Source organism: Chryseobacterium gambrini (assembly GCF_900156825.1).
GTDB classification, from domain to species: domain Bacteria; phylum Bacteroidota; class Bacteroidia; order Flavobacteriales; family Weeksellaceae; genus Chryseobacterium; species Chryseobacterium gambrini.
On record NZ_FTOV01000008.1, the window covers coordinates 103432 to 125837 of the forward strand.

Consider the following 22406-nt stretch of genomic DNA (forward strand, 5'->3'; position numbering starts at 1 on the left):
AGAGAAAACTGCGAATCTTCTTTACAACCATTTTTTGACAGACTTACGCCCGTGTACCATTATATGGGCATGGGCTAGGTCGTCTATATGGTTGTCGGGTTCTCGCAGTACCTCTCTAACATAGCGTCATAGTTCCATGCCTTTTGTATTTTACCCCTAAAAAGTACATAAGTGCAAATTCGTAATAACATCTATTATATTACGACAGGTTTTGGCGTTATCGCAGTTTAATTTTGTTTTTAAAGAATTAGAAATGAAAAGCTAAGCAGAGAGAATTATTCAAAATTCCGTGAAAACCCCTATGTTTTAGTTTTTATAAAATAAATATATTGCGAAGCCAAAAAGCGACCTATAAGAACACATTAAAACCGATGAGACAAATTATTTTACTTTACTATTTTATAGTTGGATGTTATTGCTATGGCCAACGATTACCAAAACTTCCTGAAACTCCTCAGCAAGCTAATTTAAATAGTGTTCCGGTGATTCGGAATGAGACATCCAATTTGTCTTCTAGAATGAATAATCACCCAAATTATGTTAATCCACAGAAGAAAGTTAATTACCAGTCCGATCAGGAGCATCTAAATAAAGAAGTTGAACGTCAGATGGCAGAGATTCGTGCGGAAGCATTTTCAAGAAATTTTAAGCTATCTCCATTGTCAGACAAGAAAGGAACTAGTGCATATTACAATGCATTTGAACATCTTTCAAAACTTGATTCTGAAAGTTATTCAATTGCTGATGCAGTTTTTATAGTGGAAAATGCATACAATAACAATGATAAAAATTTTCAGGTAACTTATCAGGGTCAAATCCAGAAAGCCACAAATATCATTCGTAAAGAAATAAAAAATAGTGGAATTGAAGATTCCGACAATGTTTCTAAAAACTTATCCATTTTCAAATACTTCGCGGAAGACAGTAAACTTAACGGAAAAGTAGTGCATAAAGCAATGAAGTATGATTTTGATGATTATATGGGCGCAAAGGATTACTCCAAAATGTTTGTTTCCAAGTTGATGAAAACCAATACAGGACAATGTCATTCGATGCCCTTGTTATACCTTATTTTAGCTGAACAGATCGGTGCAGAAGCTTATCTGGTTATGTCTCCTAATCACTCCTACATTCGGTTTAAAGATGCTGATGGTGAAATGCTAAGTGTAGAGCTCACCAATGGAATGTTTTCTGCCAATTCATTTGTGCTTAATTCTGGCTATATCAAGGCTGAGGCATTAAAGAATAAATTGTATATGCAGAACCTAAGTAAGCAGGAGATCTTATCACAGACCTATGTTGATCTTGCCAGTGGATATATTCATAAATATGGTTATGATGAATTTGTATCCAAAGTTTTAGATAAAGCATTAGCATTAAATCCAAATAATATTAATGCTACGCTATGGAAGAGCAATACCGATCAAATGCGCTTTATGCAAGCCTGTGCTAGATTTGGTATTGATCCTGAAAATAAGGATCAGCTACAAAATATCCGTAATTATCCACCATTAGAAGAACAATTTCTTAAAATTAAGTCTGACTTCGATTATATAGACCAATCAGGCTTTACGCAGATGCCACTTGACCAATATGAAAAATGGCTTGGCTCATTACGGAGTACAGAAAACAAGCAAAAAAGTGCCGAAATCGCCGAGCGTATTAAAATCATAAATGCGCAGAAACTTAGGAAAGCGAAGGAGCGAACAAAACCGGTGCCTCCAAAAAAGGAAAAGCCCAAAGATTATAGAATACTTAGAGAATTATTAACCATTAACCAAAAACAAACAAATTATGAGAAAGATTTTATTTTTTCTTGTGTTGTTCCTGCTAAGCTTTTCCCAAGCGCAGGTAAATCACAAGAAAAAGGTTAGCCAAAAAAAGGAGTGGATCAATCCTGTTAAGCTGACAAAAGAAGAGCGCTCCCGTCCTTACATGGCGGAAGTTCTAAAAACTAGAGATAGTCTTAGTCCGGAAGAGGCCGAGAGAAGGAGAAAGAATATTGCTGCTGGAAATCCTTTTAAAAAATATGGGTACTATCCAAAAGTTGCAACATTAAGCAAAGGGAAATACCTTGAATTTCACGATCAGGATAGTGTTGTCACTATCGGATCAGTACGCTTCAATGTCAAAAAGGGTGAGGTTGTCGATTTTCTGGAATTCGATCTTGACGATCCAGATGCCCAACCAATTGGAGACACACATGGTCGTTGGATAAGTCCCGATCCGCTAAGTGAGGAGTTCCCAGATTGGACCCCATATAACATGTCATTTAACAACCCTGTGAAATTTAAAGATCCAACAGGGCTTGCGCCAGAAGATGCAGTTGAATGCTGTTGGGGACTATTTCGTTTAATGCCGCTTTTGGAGAATTCATCTGTGCGTCCCAGCCCAGTTGTCGAAACTGTTACTAAAACCTCTGAGACAACCGGAAAAGTATCAAATGAGCATCATTTAATACCGCGACAACATAAAAATCACGAAATTGTAAAGCAAGCAAGGGAAGAAGGTTATAAATTTGAAGGAAAAGAAAATAAGCTGACTGTGGAGAAGTTCAATAAAGCTACTGGAGAAGGCAGGCATGGAAACCATCCAAAGCTCAATGAACAAATTAAGCAATTGCTTGATGAAATACCAAAGTCTGAGGCATTAAATGGAGTTAGAAATCTGAGGGATAAAGCAAAAGATGCGATAAATAATAATCCTGATACAAAATTGAATGATCTAAAATTGAAACAAGCACCGCCGATTAAAAAGGATAATATTAATGTTAATAATCCTCCGGCTCCTGTTTTAATGCCTGTTCCCAAACCCAAAGATCCATGCGCAGGGATACCTGGGTGTGCGTAATTAAAATAAATATGAAATGAATAATAGTGCAAAAATCGAAGAAAACGATCTTTATAATTACAACCTATATAAGGCAGCAAACACGTTATGGTATTTTAATGAGTTGATTTATGCAGGGTTTTCTGGATATAACTCCGTTAAATTTAAAAATAAAAAGGGAGTTTATGTCTGGTTGGAAAAGGTAAATATTGAAGATATTTATTTTGTGGGTGAACTCGCTGAAAATGGTATTTCTCAACAAGTATTAATTAATGATGTAATTGATTGGATGATTATCGAAGATGGACGTTTGATTGGCGGCTACACGATACGACATTATAGAGATACGCTCGATGAAGATACTAAGGTTTCATTTGATAATGACTTTGGCGTTAAAATTGACGATGGCAATGATTTTTTTAAACCAGATTTAGTAACGCCAGAAGGAGCAATTATCACAATTGAAAACTTTTATTCAGAAAAGAATTTGATGGGGGTCTTATCCTGTAAAGACTTTATGGAGGAAGCTAAACATTTGTTAGAAGAAAGGTCGGTGAACGTTACTGAGGAGCTACAACTTGAAATTGCGGGAACCTTGAAGGCATCTTTCATTGAAGACCTAGAATCTAATGGATTTCCCTCTTTTAATAATATAGAACGGAATTTTATCTTAATGGAGAAGCATGATAATAAATGTCTGATCCGAGAAAAGGTAATTTATCCTGATGGTGTTACAGTAAACAATACATTATGGGTGGCTTATTCAGAAGCTCAGGAATGGAAAGTGCTGAATAATATAGAATAGTGTTTTTGATAAAGGTAAGCAGTTATTAAGTGATATCGATGATGGATGATAAATATTTAATCTTTAAAAAAGATGAACTGGCAAAATCAAGAATCTTGGCTAGGGAACTAGCTATTTCTGAGAGTGATTTCATTAAAATCCAAAACTGGTTTGACTTATTACTTTTTAAGCATAAAGAATCATCTAGTGATAGGGAAGAACAATTAAAAACAGAACAGGATCTCGAAATCGCTTTTAACGAACTGATTTCATCAGAAATTGAGAGGAAAAGCTATAAATACATTTTGCCTAAGTTATTGAATTATAATAATGAATTTAATGGTGCTTTTTTAAGATCGTTATATGTAGCAAGGTTAGGAGCATTACTCAGAGATAATTTGATAGCCAAGTTAGTAAATGATAAGATGACTGTCTATTCGCCAGAAGATTTTTTTCATATTACTGTTTATCTTAGAGATAACTATTTCGTTTCGCCTAACAGTAATTTCATAGAAGACATTCTAAAAATAGAACACGTTCGTGGTATTTTTAAACAGGCTACTGACGATGTTAAGTTTTCAACTTTGAAAAATATACTGCATATTATTCAGCAAAAGACCTTTCACCATGATATTATCTGTTTTAAAAAGATTTTAAAATTGGTTTCGGCTAAGGATGTCGCATTAATTGATTATCTGAAAAAATTTCAAGTGGAAAATCAGCAGGGCTGCTATAAAATCTTGAATGGCATTTTTAATTTAGAGCTTTCTGAAGACGATTGGGATGATTTTGACATTAAAGTTCAGCTTATTAATTTCTTTGATACTGGGCGTGGTGCTAATCCATCCGCAGGTTGGAAAAAGAAATTTCAGGAGCTTTCAGGAATTATTGATAGTAAAAAGCTTTTACTAACCGCCAATACAATTTTGAAAAATGACAATTGCAAAAACTTTGAGTTTGATTATGGGGCGCAATGGGGGGATGATACAGCAAAACGATTTTTGAAATCGGCACAGTGGATAAGAGCTATTTTGTGATGAATAATCCTCGATAAATTGAGATCAGTTTGAACTGCATTGTATAACCCAAATACAATGGGTAAAGTTATAAATTAAAAGATGTCTCCCCGGCTATAATACGATAACCATAAAACAACGGTGACATTCACCTGTGAAACATGAATAAAAGTTTTCAGTTAGAGGTAAATCAGGATTATCTCTATTTATTATATAAAGCAAAAAATACAATCTGGTATTTCAACGAGCTAGTTAAAAGTGGTTATTCTGGTTATTCTGCGATCAAATTTCAGAACAAGGATGGCATTTTTGTTTGGTTGGAAAATATCAGGATTGAAGATAGCTATTACTGTGGAGTTTTGTCAGAAAGTAATGAGCCGAAAAAAGTCCCTTTAAATACAGCTATAGACTGGATGATTATTGAGGGGCAAAGAATGCTTGGAGGCTATTCTATAAGACATTATTGGAATACGCTGGGAGAAGAGGAAAAACTCAATTTTGAAATAGAATGTGGATTTCGAATTGACAAGGGTAATGATTTTTTCAGACCAGATCGTTCTACGCCTGAAGGTGCAATTTTAAGTATTGAGGAGTTTTATAGCCACAAAGATCTTGATGGAATTATTTCCTGTAAAGATTTCAGAAAGGAAGCTGAGAATATTATGATAGAACATTCTGTAGAAATTAATGAGAAGACCCATGAGATGATAACATCAGCCTTGAAAGTATCATTTTTTGAAGAGTTAGAGTTAAATGGGGTTCCAAAATTTGAAGGTTTAGACAGGGTTTTCAGCATTGAATATCAAAGGGAAGATCAGCAATTAATAGAGGAGAAGGTTATTTACAGTGACGGTACAGTTACGATAAATAGGCTGTGGGTATGGTATTCTGGCAAAGATGGCTGGAAAGTATTGAACCTTGTTGAATGAAATTAATTATGAAATGCGAATAGAGATGAAATTAGAAGATATTATTAAAGCAATCAGACGCAATTCACTAGCTACCTTGTTAGGCGATCAGTATATAGAGCTGGATTTTGACAAGATTATAATTTTTGCAGAACATTCTGTTAGTACAGATACAGAATATCGGTTTTTTAAGTCAAAAATAGGCATGGGCGAATTGCTAAAAGAGCATAATATTAGTTATGAACGTCTGTGCTCGTTGAAGGAATTAAGCCGACTAATAGATTTGTTCCTTGCGAAATATGATAAAAAAACCGATGATGTATTGGTGATCGAAATCATTGATCATCTTGATAACAATAAAATCTAATACTCTTTATGATTAAGAGTTCCAAATTATGAAATACTTTATTATTACCCTAGTTCTTTCAATAACCAATTTTGCCAAAGCACAACAAAATAAGTTTTACGATGATGCTTTTCAGACGATAAATAATATGTTGGTTGATAAACAGGCTTATAGTTTTAAAACTGCTGTGCTAAGTGTTGAGGATGCTTATTATCAAGGTAAGCTGGATACAGTCGAAGTAAACCGGAAAATAAAATTCATGGCCAACTTTGCAAAAAAAATTATAGAAAGTAGAGACTTGACCTATGACGGAAACGATAGAGTAGCAGTGAGTAAATATGCCGCTATATTTTCAATTATCTGCCAAGAAACACCGATTGTTATGAATAAGGATACGCTTCATTATAAACCCTTTTCTTATGATTTTAATGACGTATTTGGTCATAAAGAGTTAACAAACCTTTTTGTTTCCAAACTGGTCAATACGCAGAAAGGTAACTGTAATTCTCTACCATACCTATATAAAATACTTGCAGAAGAGATTGGTGCTGATGCGAGTTTGGCGCTAGCTCCAAACCACATCTATATTAAGCATAATATAAAGTCAATAGGTTGGTACAATACGGAATTGACGAGTGGTGTTTTCCCACAGGATGCATGGCTTATGGCATCGGGATTTATACATTTGGATGCAATACAGAACGGTGTTTATATGAAGGCTTTAACTGATCGTGAAAGCCTTGCCCTATGTTTGGTGGATCTTGCCAATGGCTATAAGAGATCGTTTCCCGAAAATGATGGAAGCTTCGCCCTGAAATGTGCGGAAAGAGCTTTGGAGGTTTATCCTTATTTAGTGACTGCATTGATTTTAAAAGCAGAAACGCATAAGGAGCAATATCAAAAATTAGTTGCTACTGAACCAAAAGCAAAAGAATTGCTTTCTTTGTTGAATAAAGAATATAAGCATATTCATGAAATAGGTTATCGAAATATGCCTGAAGGAATGTATTTGGAATGGTTGGTTTCTTTGAAAACTGAACGAAAAAAATATGAAGACACGAGGTTGTCCCATTAGTTCGGTTTAGTTTTTAAGTGTAGACTCAAATAAATTTCCCTTTAACAAAAGATATTATAGTATTATAGCAGTCCGGAATTATTAAATTATGCCAAAAATTATGAACTTTAAATCATAGTTAGGACATATAAATAATTCAAATTATGACGAATGAATATAGAGATGCTGTAAGAAACCATTATTTGATACTCAAAGAACAAGGGATAATTTCAAATAATATGCTGTACTTAACTCCAGCGAAGGTTAGAAATGAGTGTATTATGAGCTACATGGAAATTTCGAACCATTATGATATGCGTACACTCAAAAATTTCATGGATAAGTCGATGAAGGACGAGGTTTCGCTTTTGGAAGTTAAAATGATTAATCCGGCAAAATTTAAGCCTTTAATTTACTTCCTGAAAAAGGACAAGAATACTTCTGAACTAGCTATAGAAATGGCGGCCTGGCTTTTGAATTTTACACCACGTCCGTATAGCTATTTTGCATATTTAAAGCACAAGGAAACCGGAAAACCGATCAATCCATATCTGGAGCAGCATGGTGTATCCGATTCGATGTTATCTGTTCAAGTGAAAGCCCCTGAAAACTTTCATGAGCCAATTTCGCCGCAAAGTCATACACTGGAGATTGTTAGAAATGAATTAATGAATGGGAATGCAGTGGAAGGAGATTCTAACTATGCTGAAACTCCAGTTATGATTGAATATCCTTCTGGCGTTAGGGTCATTGTTAAAAGTTCGGATATTTCTTTTATATCAAAGCTGATCAAAATATAAATCTGATTATTTCAAAGAATTACGGTAAACCGTAAAATCTCTGTGTTTTGTTTATTATTTTTGGGATAATGACGAAAGAAATAACGCTAGGATCGCTTCCAGAGAATAAAAAGTTTATTTTTGGGGGTGTAGAATTCACTAAAAAATTCAATACGGATAGGGAAGACGAGTTTACGATCTGCCACATTGGAGATACCGAATTTGCAGTTTATATTTCAGGCTGTGCCTGGGTTAAATATGAAAGTGAATAGCAACAGTTATCTTCAAAAACAATCGGAAGTCTCCTAAGGTGACAGGCTCCCGATTGTTTTCCTAAATTCACTCAATTCTTTATAGCTGCCTTTAATTCCTTTATTTCCTGCATTAATCTCAATAACATTGATTTTACATCTTCGCTTGCAAAGTCGATAATCTCAAGTTCCTGGGGTGAATAGCTGCCAGCATGTTGCCAGATTTCCCATAAGTCAGAAAAAGGAATTTCATAGTTTTCATAGAAGCTTTCATTTGATTTCACGGTGATGGACTTTTTATTTACGCTTTCTATCCGCTTAAATATAAAATCGGTTCGCGTGATAAGGAGATAGACTTTACCTAATTTTATATCACTAATACGCTCTACGTATTCTCCAATAACATAAGTACCATCTTTGTAAGGGGGCATGGAATCGCCTTCTGCGGGAAAAGCCCTATACTTACCATTTCTTAGAAATGGAAGAGACATTGTCTGTAACCCCTCGATGTATTCAGGATCTGCATATCCTTTAAGATAGCCCATTTTAGCTTTGTAAGGAACTATTTCTATCTTGTTTTCCCCTAATGAGTCCGTCTTAATAGGAAGCAGTATTCTGTTATCCGGCAGATTGAGCATTTCTTCCAGTTTATATTTTCTGAGGTCAACAGTCAATAATAGATCTGTACTAATATGATAATAGCGGGAAATACCTAACAATACATCCAGGGGAGGAGTGTATTTCGCAGTTTCATATTTTGCGTATGAATCTCTGGAAATCATCAATTTCTCAGCAATTTTTTCTTGTGAGAGATTAGGAGCCTGTTTAAGTCGCAAATACCTTATGTTATCCGCTAGAATAGAGAGTGTTGACATTTTGTGACAATTTATCACAACAAAAGTAATATAAATTGTGATAAATCTTCTCAATTTTGCTAAATAATTTAGTAAACATGAATCGGTCTATCGTACATATGGATTTAGATACCTTCTTTGTTTCCTGCGAGCGGCTTGTAAACTCACAGCTTAATGGTATCCCATTGATTATTGGTGGAGGAGACCGCGGTGTGGTTTCTTCCTGTAGTTATGAAGCAAGAACTTTCGGCGTTAGATCCGCCATGCCAATGAAAATGGCGCTACGTCTTTGCCCACAGGCTAAAGTAGTGAAGGGCGATATGGAATTGTACAGTAAGATGTCCCAAACTGTTACAGAAGTTATTGAAGAAAGCGCACCGGTAATGGAGAAAGCTTCCATCGATGAGTTTTATCTTGACCTTACCGGTATGGATAAATTTTTCGGGGCATATAAATGGACGAATGAGTTAGGTGCCAAAATTGAAAAAGAAACAGGACTTCCGATCAGTTATGCTTTGTCAATAAATAAAACAGTGAGCAAAATTGGAACGGGGGAATCCAAACCTCACGGTCATCGTGAGATACCTTCAGTAGGCGTTCATTCATTTTTAAACCCTTTGTCGATCAAAAAGATGCCTATGGTAGGGAATGCAACTTTTCAGCTATTTTCAAGAGTTGGAATAAGAACTATAGGCACCTTATCAGAAATGCCGGTTGAGGTGCTCCAACAGATGATCGGAAAGAATGGTGTTGATCTATGGAAGAAAGCCAATGGAATTGATGAAACTCCTGTCGTACCATATTCAGAGAGAAAATCAATCTCGAAAGAGAGAACCTTTAGTAGCGATACGATGGATGTGTATGAAGTTAGAAGTATTATTTCGGGAATGGCTGAACAGTTGGCCCATCAGCTTCGCCAGGAAAAATGGTTGACAGCAACCGTAGTAATTAAGATCAGGTATTCAAACTTTGACACCGAAACCAAACAGAGCCGTGTAAGCTATACATCATCTGATCATACTTTAGCAAGAGTTGCGCTTGAACTTTTCGATAAGGTATATGTGCGAAGAATGCGTCTCCGTTTAGTGGGTTTAAGATTTACTGATCTTGTCCACGGTAGTTATCAGATGAATTTATTTGAGGATAATGCTGAGCTCATCAGCCTTTATCAGGCAATGGATAATATTAAGAATCGTTTCGGAAAAGATGCGGTCGGCAGAGCCGTGGGTTTTAATTTTTCACGCTAATTGCTCAACTATGTATTTGAACTGCCATTCCTATCACAGCTTACGTTATGGAACGTTATCCATTGACGATCTTGTATGCCAGGTAGCCGCAATGGGTATTAAAGAGCTTGTTCTTACTGATATCAATACGATTACGGGCATTTATGAATTTAAGAAAAAATGTGAAGAGAAAGGAATAAAGCCGATTGTTGGTGTTGAGATACGTAAAGGGAGTGAATTGCTCTATATTGTCATTGCAAAAGAATTTACAGGTATAGGAGAGGTAAATCGGGTTCTAACATCTTATAATTGTGATGGTATCGATCTACCTGAGCGACCAGATTTTGAAAACTGTTGTATCATTTATCCACTGAATGCTCACAGACCTGAACAGCTTAATGATAATGAATATATTGGAATTCAGGAGGAAGAGCTAAATATGTTGATCCGCAAAGAATATCATAGGTTGATTCCCAAAATGGTCATATTGCACCCCGTGACTTTCAGCACGAAGAAGGAATTCAATCTGCACCGGATTTTGAGGGCTATTGATAATAATATATTGCTTTCTAAATTACCAGAAAGCGAAATTTGCTCGAAAACAGCATATTTAAAATCTCCACAAGTAATTTTAAATGCCTACCGGAATTATCCGCAAATTATCCAGAATACAACTGTAATTCTTTCGGAGTGCAGTTTTGACTTTACATTCGAAACACCACGCAATAGAAAATTTTATACAGGCTCTAAGAAAGATGACCTGAGGCTTTTAACACGTTTAGCTTTTGTTGGACTGGAAAGGCGTTATGGGAAAAGTCACGGAAAGGCAAAACAGCGGATCGAAAAGGAATTGAAAGTTATTGATGAACTTAATTTTAGTGGATATTTCCTGATCACATGGGATATTATCAGGTATAGTAATAGTGTGGGCTTCATGCATGTTGGTAGGGGTAGTGGTGCAAATAGTATTGTCGCTTACTGTCTGGGTATTACCGATATCTGCCCCTTGGAACTCGATCTCTATTTTGAGCGGTTTTTAAATGAGAACCGAAAAAGCCCACCGGACTTTGATATCGATTGGAGCTGGCAGGATCGGGATACTATATTGGATTATATCTTTGACCGTTATGGTAAAAATTACGTTGCGTTCTGTGGGACGAATGTTGAGTTTAAGTACCGATCTATTATCAGGGAGGTAGGGAAGGTGTTTGGTTTACCGAAAGAGGAACTCGATGAATTGTCGAAATATCCTGAAAGAGTATTTCGAGATGAGATAGTACAGCAAGTTCAGAAATATGGAAAGCTCTTAGAAAAGTTTCCAAATCAGCGTTCCATGCATTCTTGTGGGATTATTATTTCTGAAGAACCTTTGACAAATTTTACCGCACTGGAAATGCCGCCCAAGGGATTTCCGATCGTACAATGGGATATGCATGTGGCAGAGGAAATCGGATTTGAGAAATTCGATATCTTATCCCAGCGGGGTCTGGGTACAATCAATGATACAGTTAGGCTTCTGGAAGAGAAAAGAGGAATTAAGGTAAACATCAAAGACACTAACATTTCCAAGGATGAAGAAAAATGCAATGAATTTTTAAGCCAGGGAAGGACAATAGGTTGTTTTTATATCGAAAGTCCTGCGATGCGCGGGCTGCTGCGAAGGTTAAAATGTGACAACTATAAAGTGCTGGTGGCAGCATCGTCTATTATACGTCCAGGGGTCGCTCAGAGCGGCATGATGCGGGAATATATCTTTCGGCACAACAATCCAGATAAGTTTGAATATTTCCATAAAGTTTTTGAAGACCAACTCGGAGATACCTACGGCATCATGGTGTACCAGGAAGATGTTATTAAGATTGCGCTGCATTATGGGGGAGTATCCGCAGCGGATGGTGATATTCTCAGAAGGGCAATGAGCGGAAAAGGTAGGTCACTTTCGGCACTTCAAAAAGTAAAAGACGATTTTTTTGCATCTTGCAGACAACAGGGACACCCGCAAGAACTGAGTGCAGAGATTTACCGACAGATTGAATCATTTGCAGGCTACTCATTTTGCAAGGCACATTCTGCATCTTACGCTGTAGAAAGTTATCAGAGTTTATATCTGAAAGTATACTATCCGTTGGAGTTTATGGTGTCAGTTATCAATAATATGGGTGGTTTTTACCGGACGGAGGTGTATGTTCATGAAGCAAGGATGTCTGGTGGAAAGATTATGAATCCATGTGTAAACAGGAGTGAGCACCAAGCTACGATTTATGGCGATGAGATCTATTTGGGATTTATGCATCTTGAAAAAGTTGAATCAAGACTCGGACAATTGATTCCCGAAGAAAGGAGACGAAATGGACAATACAAATCCATTGAAGATTTTATCAAACGAATACCTATTGGTATAGAAACATTGCAGATTTTGATTTTTATTGGGGCATTTCGGTTTACTGCTGTACCGAAGAATGAATTGCTTTTAAAAGCAAGGGTATTGCTTGGAGACTTTAAACCCGAACGTAGATTTGAAACGTTGTTTGAAGAACCTGTGAAGGAATTTAAATTTCCAGAGTTGAAAAGGAACATCTTTGAAGATGCATTTGATGAGATTGAGATTCTATCTTTTCCGGTGTCTTGCACACCCTTTGATCTGTTGCAGACAAAGTACAGAGGAACTGTGATGGCCAATGACCTTGTACAATACCATAAAAAGCAGGTGAAGATGCTTGCATATCTGATTTCGCGTAAGCATGTACCTACAAAGAGGGGGACTATGTATTTTGGAACCTGGGTCGATGTCAATGGAAATTACTTTGATACGGCTCATTTTCCAGATTCTCTTGAAAAGTATCCATTTCAAGGGGGTGGGTGCTATCTGCTTTTGGGAATAGTAGAAGTAGACTTTCATTTTCCTACGATTACAATAACTAAAATGGCAAAGATGCCATTTATTCCTGATCCACGATATTCGCACGATGAGGATAAGAAATACGAAGCACAGCAACGTATGAAAGAAGATGTGAGTATGACTTTTCGGGCACCTTATCCTCAGGAACATGAAATTGGATTACCAAGAATAGGTTTTGATAGCAAGTTAAAAGAGTAAATTAATTCAGATTTTGTATTATTTTGTTAATTGATATCTCTTTTTAGATTCGGATTTCCATATAGGTGTAAACATGCCCAAGCTGCTGGTGTAGGATATCGCTCATATACTTTCTTGTTTGCATTGAACATCGCCTCTGATACAGTTTGACCTTCTTCAAATGACTTTAAAAATTCTGGTAACCAATATTTTGGAACTGTAACATCTAGTGCCCAGCATGGCGCGATGACAGCATCATAGCCCTGAGCAATAAATCTCTTAATCAAAGACGTTACGTTGTTCCTGAAAAACTCTGTTTTCATAGAGGCTGAATGGCAAACAAAGAAGATCAAAATTTTCCCTTTTCCAATGATGGTGTTTAAGTCATATGTGAAGTTACCTCCCTGAGAGATCATTTGGGTGTCGGAAATGTTTTTTGCACCGTGCGAGCATACTATATTGATCTCCGCAGATAGAGGAGTTTGTAATTGTATTTCCTGATGAACAACAAAAGAAAATTCTTGCAGCGTATTTTCAATATTTCCATATAAGTAGCTCAGCGGAATATCTCCACTTTCAATAGGTATCCAGATAGATTTCCTGTAATCAAAATGTAATGGTTTAGTTCCCTTTTTTTCTAAAAGCCATTCGGTCGAAAGGACATTAGTAACAGGAATATGTTTAGCGATAAAGTCCCCTACGCCATTTAGAAATAAGTTATGAGGAAATCTTGCCAGCTCCATATCATTTACAATATACAGTCCCTGAGCCATATTATGAATTGACAACTTTCCAATACTAAGCTGTTTGATCATTCTAATTTCTTCATTTTCATACTCTTCGGGATAGACCTGTCGTATACTTCGACTCTCTTTTACGGTATCATTAAATTCAAGATCAACAAAATAGTCACTATCAAGTAATTGTTTATATATACTATGATTCCAGTCCTTAAGAAGATGAAATGAAAATACATCATTAAATAACTGCAACTCGGATAATTGCTCCTCCGCAGAGGCAAGCCAGCACATTGCGATCCCGGTACTGAGTGATAGTTCCTTTTTAAATTCCTCCGTATTATCATAGAGTGTTTCTAATTCATCAACATTTATCTCCGGTAGAATTAATGGGACAAGTTCGGCTGATTTTTTTTCTTGAAACAGGATACTGTAATCAGACTTTAGTACCATGGACAAAAGGAAAGCTGCAGCATTCTGCTTTTTTGTGCTATAGTCAATAAGTCGTTCTGAAATCATGATGGCAGTTTTGTTATCGTAAACAAAGTCTGCTGTATTTCTTGTTTCATTCAATTTAACAAGAGATTCCTTTAAATGCTTTTTTAGATCCTCTGAATCCGCATGAATGATATCCTTGTATTTTTTAACGTTCTCCGGTGGAACAATCATTTCAAATGTGGAAAGAAAAAAACCAAATCCACTGGCACTAAAGTCCGCAGATGGGTAAGTTCTTTTGATATTGTATAGGGTTAGAAGCCAAGGCGTAGCGTCGTTAATTCCTCCAGCCAAGATGTTTTCTCTTTCTGTACGCAGATAATCGAGTAATTTCGATGGAAGAGATTGATCATGCATCATTAGTAAAACGGTGAAATATCCGTGATCGAGAGATCTCCTTTCATAGGCCGAAAAATTGATTTCTGCAGGGATTTCAGTATACAATTCAATGGCAAATTCATAAAATTTAACATTTCTAAAAAATTTAAAGCTTTGCCAGATAATTTCCCTTGTTAACCTATCTGAATACGGCGGTTTCTTTTCTAGTAAGCAGGTTAAAGCAAGATTAATATAAATTAAAGAAGCATGGATGCTACCAATGTTGGAATATATGCGGAAACTATTAAAATAACCCGCTTCAGGGATACCGTCTTTATAGGATGACAGTATGATCTCTTCTGCAAAATCACGTCCGGGTTGATAATATTCGGAGGAGCTTAACCTATCAACAATAAGCCCAACGCTATGATAAAATAATTCTGGATTGTTGAGTGCTAGCAGTATTTGACGTAAGAATCCTGCCAGAGATATATTTGAGATAACCAGACCTTCATCCCAATTTAATTGCTTGGCATCATTCTGAAATTTCCGGATAACCAAAGTAGCCATCTTTTTTTTATTCTGATCGGAAATTGTTGAAATATCAAAATTATTTTCTGATAACCTCTGTTCTTTTTTCTTTTTATAGGAAGCTTCTAAAATCGGCTCCATCATTTTGATTGTATGATCATCCGGTTTATGATCCATAATAGAGAGGTCAAATAAATTAAAGTTTTTTGAGCCCAGAAGTTTGTTATAAAGCTCAAGGAAAAGATCAATGGAATACGGAAGAGAATGATCACTATTTTGTTCTAAACTATGTAAGAAAGCTGGTATATGGTTCCGATACTCAAAGTAGTCCGTAGCCATACCGGAAATAATCTCCCGATAAAGGGTTGTCAGTTCATTTTGGTATCTGTTATGATTGTGAAGTCGTTCATCAGTAAGTTTTCTGTTGAAGTCCTGTACTTTTATTATATTCATATACTTTTACAAATCTTAGGGTGATAGGATGGCTTTATTACAGGGAAATCACAATCCAATTATACGGAAGTATTTGCCTTAATAACAAATTTAACTATTCTTGAGTATCGAGGCAATCAAAATTAGATTTAAGCAAATAATTCGGCTTTTTTTAGTGCTGGAAAACAAGTTGTTTTGATATATACTGAGCTGAACATTGCTGTTATTCAGGATTTATTACTACCATTAATGCCGCTTAATAAACAAATCTACTTTTTGCAGACCTTAAGATTTCTTTTTTGAAATAAATATTTTCTAACTTTACTCTTCTAACAATAGCCTTATTATGACATCCAGAACAGAGATCGAAGAAAAGGCACTGCTAATAAAGTTCCAAAGCGGTGATAGGAGAGCAATGGATACACTTTTCCGGATCTACCATCCCGCATTGATCTTTTTTGCCCATAGACTACTTGTCAATTTTGATCGGGCTAATGCACAGGAGATTGTTCTTGACGTTATGCTCAAAACATTTGAATTACGGGAAACCTTTAAAAGTTATGACAGTGTTAGAGCATTTTTGTATATCTCCACAAAAAACAAGTGCTTTGATGTTATTGAGAAAGAGAAGGTACGGTTAAATCGGATGAACAAATATTCGCAGGGGCTAGAGGAACTCGATGAGGAGAACATATTGAGCAAAATGATCCATACAGAGGTACTTCTTGAATTGAGTCAATCTATTGAGCTTCTTCCCGAACAATGTCGGAATATTATGCAAAGTTTAATGGATGGAATGACACCAAAAGAGATCGCTGAAGAATTTCATATTAGTATCAGTACGGTAAACAGCCAAAAGGCACGGGCTATTTCCATATTGAAAAAGACCCTTTCCAATAAGGGGATTGCACTTTTGCTTTTATGCATTTAACTTTTATACCATCCTTTATTCCTACCTAAATAAGTTTATGTCTTTGGTTAAATATCTGTATTTTTAACGTTTTAATTCCTAATTTCTTCTCGTGGAGAAGTATGATTTCAAACAATAATAAATGGAAAGAGTAGTATTTGATACCAATGCATATAGGTACTTAATTAAAGATTTAAGTTTTGATGATTTAGATGATTACATGCTTGAGATCCGAGCAAAGGAAAAGAAAAATAACCTGGAAGCATCCATTAGTCCAATTGTCATACAGGAACTCTTGGCACATGTCGCGGGCCGAAGTGGGAGCAGTTTATTTCAAAAGTCTTTAAACGCGATTAAAGCAATGTATCTTCATTGTTTTGATAATGGGTTTTCTAGAATGTTAGCTAGACCAGAAATGCTTGTGGCCAAATATATGTTTGGATTATCAAGTGAAAAGAAAGTGCAAACAGGCAATGCATTTATTGAAATTGTACGTGATTTGGCTACGTCTCCCACCAATGAAATCTTTGAGCGTTTGGAAGATAACCTTAATAAAACCAAGAGTTTCGTAAAAAATGCAGAGCACTTATACGCGACATCATTTTTGACAAAGCTAAAGGAATATGATCCTGAGATGGAAGATTGGGCTGTTTTTCCTAATAATAAAGAGAAGCGGAGGAAACTTTTAAATGAGATCCGATCCGCTGAGTTCTCTCAATTTTTAGCAAGAGAGTATATAGAGCCAGTATTTAATTATTATGCTTTAGAACATCCTACACAAGTTAGGCCAGATGAGGTTCAGTGGACATTTTTGTGCACTAAATTTGTGAATAATTTTCCAGAGTATATTGCATTGTACAAGTCAGTTTATGAAAATATAATAAACAGCCAGATCAATATGTTTGAAAATAATAGAGCTAATTTTTGGTGGGACACCCAATTGATGTTAAATGTCGGAGAGCATAAGATCGAAAATGATAAATTGTATTTTGTAACCTCTGATAAGGCCATGCTGAAAGTAGGTAGGGAGAACAATGCGAATTTATCCATTTTTACATTTGATGAATATATGGACTATCTAGGATAACTATCCGATGATATTGTAAGCATTTTTATTACCAGCAAAAGTAGCTGAAAAATTCCAGTGTTATTTTATTTAAAATATTTTCATTTTCTTTTGGACAAGCCCTCTATGTTTCCCGTTTCTATAATAAATACGAAACATGAAAGAGGAAGAATTGTTCGATGGATTCGAGATCACGGAACTACTCCATAAGTATATTACTGGACAAAAGCTCCCGTATTGGGACAGGGAGTTCCTGGAGGACTGGATCGAAGAACGTGAATCCAATAGAGTTATTTTCCAACAGCTGTTGGATCAACACCGATTGGCTGCTGATCTAATCGAACTGAAAGAATCTGGTTCCTCGACCGATGAAGAGCTCGCAAAATTCAATAAAATTCTTAATAAACCTGAACCAATGAGCATCTGGTTCAGGCTTATGACAGCAGCAGCAGTCCTTTTCACGATTTCAATTTCCATATGGCTTTATAAATTTTATCAGTCAGACAAGATTTTATCGACAGAAGTAGCAACAACTACCTTATCGGGAGATATTCTTCCGGGAAGTGATAAAGCAACGCTAACTTTTGAAGATGGTAGAGTTCTTTCGCTCGCAGGGGATAAGAAAGCTATAAAAGTAGATGAGCAGGGCACTTCATATATGGATGGCACGAGCATATCACCAAATAAGGTACAGTTTGCAACACTAACAACGCCACGTAAGGGACAGTATAAGATAACACTTCCCGATGGTACTAAAGTCTGGCTAAATGCGGAGTCTTCTTTACGGTATCCTACAAAGTTCACTGATAAAGACAGATATGTTGAATTGCAGGGGGAAGGCTTTTTCGATGTGGCGCACGACCAGACAAAGCCTTTTATTGTTGCTTCTAATGGACAGCAGGTGAAGGTACTTGGAACTAAGTTTAACATCAACAGTTATTCCAATGAACCTTCTGTCAGAACTACGTTAATCAGCGGACGAGTTGAATTGTTAAGTAGCCGTGATAAGGCAACTGTTATACTTGTTCCCGGCCAGCAAGCTAAGCTGGTCAATGATGGTTTTGCGGTAAATTCCGTAGATACCGAACCTTTTATAGCATGGACTTCAAATGAGTTCCAGTTTAAAGGGGCGACTTTGCAGGAAGTCCTGAGACAAGTTGAACGATGGTATGGTGTTGACGTTGATTACAACAATATTCCAAATATAAAGGTTAACGGAACAATTTCAAGAGAAAAGAAACTCTCTAGTGTTTTATATGCACTTGAAAAAATTACAGATTTACAAATTAATCTATCGAAAGGAAGGAGGATTCAGATTAAAAAATAACGATTTATAGTTTCATATGTTGGCCTGAAAATATGCCGGAGTGTTAGCGCACTCCGGCGATCGGGTCTACATTATAAATTTCCAGCAACGAAAATTACATTTTAACCCTACACAAATCTATGAAAAAACGTGATTTTTCCAACAAGAAAAACATTCCGCCGTGGGTGGATCTGTTTTCCCACAGGAGAAAACTTCTGCGCAATGGTATAAATAGTGCAACGCTCTTTATACTGCTTGCCAGCGGTACAGCTTTACAGGCTCAACAGATTAGCCTTTCCTTGCAGAAAGCGCCCTTGTCAAAAGCAATTTCCGAAATTCGGAAAGCGACAAAGTATGATTTTGTTTACAATGAGGATCTACTAAAAACAGTCGGCCCTATTACTGTAAACCTGAAGAATGCTTCGTTAGAAGAGACATTACGAACACTTTTCGCCAACCAACCGATCGCATTTGAAATTGCAGATGGGATTATCATTTTGCAGGAGCGGAAAGCATCGAATACTTCCAATTCAAAAAAAAAGGAAACCATAAAAGGAAGGATTGTCGATGAAAAGGGCAATCCATTAGCAGGGGCAACTATTCATGTTAAGGGCAGCAACTTTGTGACGAACTCTGATATTAACGGAAATTTTGAATTACCATCTGAATATTTAGACGAAAAACTGGTTTTATCCTACATAGGTTTTCTTCCAATTGAAATTGATGCAAATGTCAATCTTAATGTAATGCTTCAAAAATCATTATCATCGTTGGATGAAGCTATCGTCATTGCGTATGGCAAAACAACTAAAAGATACACAACAGGTTCTATCAGTAAAATTTCAGCAAACCAAATCGAAAGCCGACCTGTAAATAATGTCTTATCTACTCTTGACGGATTAGCTCCCGGTCTGACAGTAACACAAAGCACAGGCGTAGCTGGTGGAGTATTCAAGGTTGAATTACGGGGAAGAACGGCGCTGGATCGGTCTATTTCGGATGACCAGCCTTTATTTATCATTGATGGTATACCACAATCCGCAAATAATACCAGTTTAAGTACAATACCTTCCGCAATTGGTAATCCAAGTTTAACAGCAACCCAGCCAGGAGGTGTAAGCCCTTTAAATGCACTGAATCCGCAGGACATTGAAAGCATTGAAATTTTAAAGGATGCAGACGCCACCAGCATTTATGGGAGCAGGGGTGCTAATGGGGTAATTTTGATAACAACCAAAAGGGGAAAACAGGGAAAAACTATCCTTAATTTAAATGCATACGCTGGTATTAGTAAAGTCCCCAACCCAATAGAAATGCTTAATACACAGCAGTATTTGACATTGAGGAAGAAGGCTTTCGAGCTGGATAATGTAACTCCTGATGAAAACAATGCTTTTGATCTTATAGTTTGGGATACCACACGCTATACTGATTTTTCTAAGCTTTTTCTGTCTAATAATGCTTCAAGAAGTAACATTCAGCTAAGTATTAATGGAGGAAATGAAAACACGCAATTTTTGTTTTCAGGTAATTATGCGAAGGAAAAAAGTGTTTTTTCGAAAGATTTATCTTATCTGAGAGGATCTTCTATGCTGAATGTAAATCATAGCTCTAAGGATCGGAAATTCAATCTCTTAGTTTCGGTAAACTATAGTGCTGATCACAATAATATTATAAGTGTTGATCAGGCATCCAATTTGTCTTTACCGCCAAACATTCAATTATATAATAATGATGGATCTTTGGCTTGGGATGAAGGTGGAATTTCCTCAGGTTTCTGGAATCCTCTATCTTATCTGAATAGAAGGTATACTTCTAAGACAAAATCGCTTAATACCAGTGGGCAGATCAGCTATAAGGTGACAAGTGACTTGACTTTGAGAAGTAATATGGGCTATAATTCTGTTTTATTTGATGAATCATCCCTTTATCCTTTATCTGCGCAAAATCCTAATTATACTCCTTATCGTTATACGGATTTCGCTACAAATAAATTATCAGGATGGATCGTTGAGCCTCAGGCTGAATTTACGAGAACAGTTGGTCCGGGTAAATTGAATGTCCTTTTGGGTGGTACTTTCCAAGCTAAAGATCAAAATTTTGAAACCATTAATGCTACTGGTTATTCTAGTGATAATTTAATGGAATCTTTACAGGGAGCAACAAGTATCACAGGGAAAAAATCAGCTTCTCCATATCGTTATAACGCTTTCTTTGGTAGGGCACAGTATAATATATTGGGCAAATATCTGGCAACTGTTTCTGCAAGACGGGATGGCAGCAGCATTTTTGCATCGGAGAATAGATTTTCGAATTTTGGTGCTATGGGTTTAACCTGGATATTTTCAGAAGAAAAACTAATCAAAAATAGCCTTGGATTTTTGGATTTTGGGAAGCTTAGGACAAGTATAGGCACTACAGGTAATGATAAAATCAGTAATTACCAATTTCTGGATACATGGGCTACTAGCCCTATTACATATAGTAGAAATAGTGCTTTATATCCAAATAAACTGTACAATCCAGATTATAAGTGGGAGAAAACAATAAAGCGGGAAATTGGGCTTGATCTTTCTTTTTTGAAAGAAAGAATCATGCTGACAACGAATTATTATAACAACAGGAGCAGCAACCAGCTCATATCCTATAAATTACCTTCTATAAGTGGATTTAGTACCATCATTAGAAATTTAGATGCGCTGATTGAAAATCAGGGCTGGGAATTCTCTCTTAATACAATAAATGTCCGAAATGATAATTGGAAGTGGGAGAGTGCCTTGAACTTTACTATTCCTAAAAACAAATTGCTGTCCTTTCCGAATCTGGCGAACTCTTCTTATAACTATACTTTTGTTGAAGGACAAACTTTGAATGTAGGTTATGGATATAAATATCTAGGCGTTAATCCTACAACTGGATTATACGAAGTTGAGGACAAAAATGGCGATAAGATATATGATATTAATGATTATGAGGTTTTTGGAAGTTTAGATCCTAAGTTTTACGGAGGATTTTCCAATACTTTGTCCTTCAAAAGAATTTCACTCAATGTGCTATTTTCTTTTAGGAAGCATACCGCTAAAAACTATAAGAGCTATCTCTATAGTAATATTGGGACACTCAATAATGTTCCTTCGCTAATCCTTGGAAAATATTGGGAAGAAGAAGGCGATATTGCAGAACTTCAACGACCTTCCCAAACTACATTTGGATCCATTCAGACCGCTTATTCGAATTTGTTTTTGAACTCTTCTGGAGCTTATTCAGATGCATCATATATACGGCTGAAAAATGTGGTACTTAATTATGATCTGACTTCTAAATCTTTGCAGAACATTGGAATTTCCAATGCCCGAATCTATATGCAGGGAGAAAACTTGTTGACATTTACAGGATACGAATTGGGAGACCCTGAAACGCAGAATTGGTTAAGAACTCCACCACTAAGAACGTTTACAATAGGAATGAATTTAACTTTTTAATCTACA

17 protein-coding genes are annotated in these 22406 nt (G+C 36.3%); 15 read left to right on the forward strand and 2 right to left on the reverse strand.

Annotated features, from left to right (window positions below; all coding sequences use genetic code 11):
• Nucleotides 1–371 precede the first annotated feature (371 nt).
• From BW951_RS14895 to BW951_RS14935, 9 genes are all read left to right on the forward strand, one after another.
• Nucleotides 372–1874, forward strand: a complete 1503-nt coding sequence (locus BW951_RS14895) for a transglutaminase family protein (protein ID WP_139326168.1) — start codon at nt 372–374, stop codon at nt 1872–1874.
• The gene (locus tag BW951_RS14900) at nt 1795–2850 is read left to right on the forward strand and encodes an RHS repeat domain-containing protein (protein ID WP_076394277.1); all 1056 of its coding nucleotides are present in this window, start codon (nt 1795–1797) and stop codon (nt 2848–2850) included. Before BW951_RS14895 ends, BW951_RS14900 begins: the two co-directional genes overlap by 80 nt.
• A gap of 16 nt (nt 2851–2866) precedes the next feature.
• A complete protein-coding gene (locus tag BW951_RS14905; protein ID WP_076394278.1) occupies nt 2867–3634 on the forward strand; it encodes a DUF2314 domain-containing protein in 768 nt (255 codons plus the stop codon).
• A 38-nt stretch (nt 3635–3672) separates the two neighbouring features.
• Nucleotides 3673–4650, forward strand: a complete 978-nt coding sequence (locus tag BW951_RS14910) for a hypothetical protein (protein WP_076394279.1) — start codon at nt 3673–3675, stop codon at nt 4648–4650.
• A gap of 140 nt (nt 4651–4790) precedes the next feature.
• A complete protein-coding gene (locus BW951_RS14915; RefSeq protein WP_076394280.1) occupies nt 4791–5558 on the forward strand; it encodes a DUF2314 domain-containing protein in 768 nt (255 codons plus the stop codon).
• A gap of 25 nt (nt 5559–5583) precedes the next feature.
• Nucleotides 5584–5904: a hypothetical protein gene (locus BW951_RS14920; protein WP_139326169.1), complete on the forward strand. Its 321-nt coding sequence runs from the start codon at nt 5584–5586 to the stop codon at nt 5902–5904.
• 28 nt (nt 5905–5932) lie between these two features.
• Complete coding sequence (locus BW951_RS14925; RefSeq protein ID WP_076394282.1) at nt 5933–6958, forward strand: hypothetical protein; 1026 nt, start codon at nt 5933–5935, stop codon at nt 6956–6958.
• 143 nt (nt 6959–7101) lie between these two features.
• Nucleotides 7102–7737, forward strand: a complete 636-nt coding sequence (locus tag BW951_RS14930; RefSeq protein WP_076394283.1) for a hypothetical protein — start codon at nt 7102–7104, stop codon at nt 7735–7737.
• 68 nt (nt 7738–7805) lie between these two features.
• Complete coding sequence (locus BW951_RS14935) at nt 7806–7988, forward strand: hypothetical protein (protein ID WP_076351056.1); 183 nt, start codon at nt 7806–7808, stop codon at nt 7986–7988.
• Nucleotides 7989–8059: 71 nt separating this feature from the next.
• Here BW951_RS14935 and BW951_RS14940 read toward each other — a convergent pair whose 3' ends face one another.
• Nucleotides 8060–8842: an XRE family transcriptional regulator gene (locus tag BW951_RS14940; protein ID WP_076394284.1), complete on the reverse strand. Its 783-nt coding sequence runs from the start codon at nt 8840–8842 to the stop codon at nt 8060–8062.
• A gap of 77 nt (nt 8843–8919) precedes the next feature.
• On the opposite strand from BW951_RS14940, the gene dinB reads away from it, so the two are divergent.
• Together dinB and BW951_RS14950 are read left to right on the forward strand one after the other, a co-directional pair.
• Nucleotides 8920–10068, forward strand: coding sequence for a DNA polymerase IV (dinB, locus tag BW951_RS14945; RefSeq protein ID WP_076394285.1), 1149 nt, complete (start codon nt 8920–8922; stop codon nt 10066–10068).
• A gap of 10 nt (nt 10069–10078) precedes the next feature.
• A complete protein-coding gene (locus BW951_RS14950) occupies nt 10079–13144 on the forward strand; it encodes a DNA polymerase III subunit alpha (protein ID WP_076394296.1) in 3066 nt (1021 codons plus the stop codon).
• A gap of 26 nt (nt 13145–13170) precedes the next feature.
• Here the strand turns inward: BW951_RS14950 and BW951_RS14955 are convergent, their stop codons facing one another.
• On the reverse strand, nt 13171–15657 hold the full coding sequence (locus BW951_RS14955; protein WP_076394298.1) for a hypothetical protein: 2487 nt from the start codon (nt 15655–15657) through the stop codon (nt 13171–13173).
• Nucleotides 15658–15982: 325 nt separating this feature from the next.
• On the opposite strand from BW951_RS14955, the gene BW951_RS14960 reads away from it, so the two are divergent.
• The 4 genes from BW951_RS14960 (at nt 15983) to BW951_RS14975 (ending at nt 22400) form a co-directional block, all read left to right on the forward strand.
• Nucleotides 15983–16567, forward strand: a complete 585-nt coding sequence (locus tag BW951_RS14960) for a sigma-70 family RNA polymerase sigma factor (RefSeq protein WP_076394301.1) — start codon at nt 15983–15985, stop codon at nt 16565–16567.
• Nucleotides 16568–16688: 121 nt separating this feature from the next.
• Nucleotides 16689–17633, forward strand: a complete 945-nt coding sequence (locus BW951_RS14965; RefSeq protein WP_076394302.1) for a hypothetical protein — start codon at nt 16689–16691, stop codon at nt 17631–17633.
• A gap of 136 nt (nt 17634–17769) precedes the next feature.
• Nucleotides 17770–18939, forward strand: coding sequence for a FecR family protein (locus tag BW951_RS14970; protein WP_076394304.1), 1170 nt, complete (start codon nt 17770–17772; stop codon nt 18937–18939).
• A 119-nt stretch (nt 18940–19058) separates the two neighbouring features.
• Nucleotides 19059–22400, forward strand: coding sequence for a SusC/RagA family TonB-linked outer membrane protein (locus BW951_RS14975; RefSeq protein ID WP_076394307.1), 3342 nt, complete (start codon nt 19059–19061; stop codon nt 22398–22400).
• The last annotated feature ends 6 nt before the right edge of the window (nt 22401–22406 follow it).